Source organism: Streptomyces sp. NPDC030991, assembly GCF_055571235.1.
The window spans coordinates 1-1,011 of the sequence record NZ_JBVIFR010000060.1; the positions used below are offsets into that span (position 1 = coordinate 1).

Annotated in this window: 1 protein-coding gene; it reads left to right on the forward strand. The window is 69.4% G+C overall.

What is annotated here, in order from left to right:
• The first annotated feature begins 67 nt into the window (after positions 1 to 67).
• Positions 68 to 1,011 (forward strand): IS5 family transposase gene (locus tag ACZ45E_RS39885; protein ID WP_468231451.1). Its coding sequence is split into 2 segments (ribosomal slippage): positions 68 to 484 and positions 487 to 1,011, totalling 942 coding nucleotides; the frame shifts between segments, so codons are not numbered across the junction.

Here is a 1,011-nt window from a genome sequence, read left to right on the forward strand (position 1 = left end):
CTAGGCCGTTTCTGATGGCTCTTGGTGTGCTGGGTGGATCTTTTGGTCGGGTGGGAAGTGGCTTCGTATGGTGCGACGACATGAACTCACCGACGCGCAGTGGGAGAGGATCGAGTCCCTGCTGCCTGCCAACGGCAGGCCGGGTGGGCAGTGGGCGGAACACCGCAGGGTGATCAACGGGGTGCTCTTCAGGGCCCGGACCGGGGTTCCCTGGCCTGACCTGCCCGAACGCTACGGTCCCTGGCAGACCGTCTACGAGCGTCACCGGCGCTGGTCGGCCGACGGCACCTGGCAGGCTCTGCTGGAGGAACTCCAGATCGAGGCGGACGCGCACGACCCGGACGCGGGACATGCCCGCGAGGTGGCCCGGCAGGAATGGGCGGTGAACATCGACTCGACGTCCTGCCGGGCACATCAGCACGCTGCCGGAGCCCCGCACAAGCCCGCGGCCGACTACCCGCAAAAGGGGGCGGGACCCGTGAGGAGGCCGATGGCCGTGAGGCGCTGGGACGCTCGCGGGGCGGGCTGACCTGCAAGGTCCACGTGCTGGCGGACGACCGGGCCCGTCCGCTGGTCTGGCTGACCTCGCCCGGCCAGCGGGGCGACAACCCCATGCTCGTCCCGGTGCTGGAGAAGCTGCGGATCAAACGGCGCGGACCAGGGCGTCCGCGGGTCCGCCCGGACCGCGTGCGGGGCGACAAGGCGTACTCCAGCCGCGACACCCGGGCCTACCTGCGGAAACGGCATATCAAAGTCACCATCGCCCAGCCCGACGACCAGCGCGGACACCGTCGCCGGCGCGGACGGTGCGGCGGCAGGCCCCCGGCCTTCGACAAGGCCCAGTACCGCCGCCGCAATGCCGTCGAGCGGTGCATCAGCAAGTGGAAACAGTTCCGTGCGGCCGCCACCCGCTACGACAAACGCGACTACATCTTCAACGGCACCCTCACCGTCGCAGCGATCGCCATCTGGCTCCGCGACACCGTCCAAGAGCCATCAGAAACGACCTAG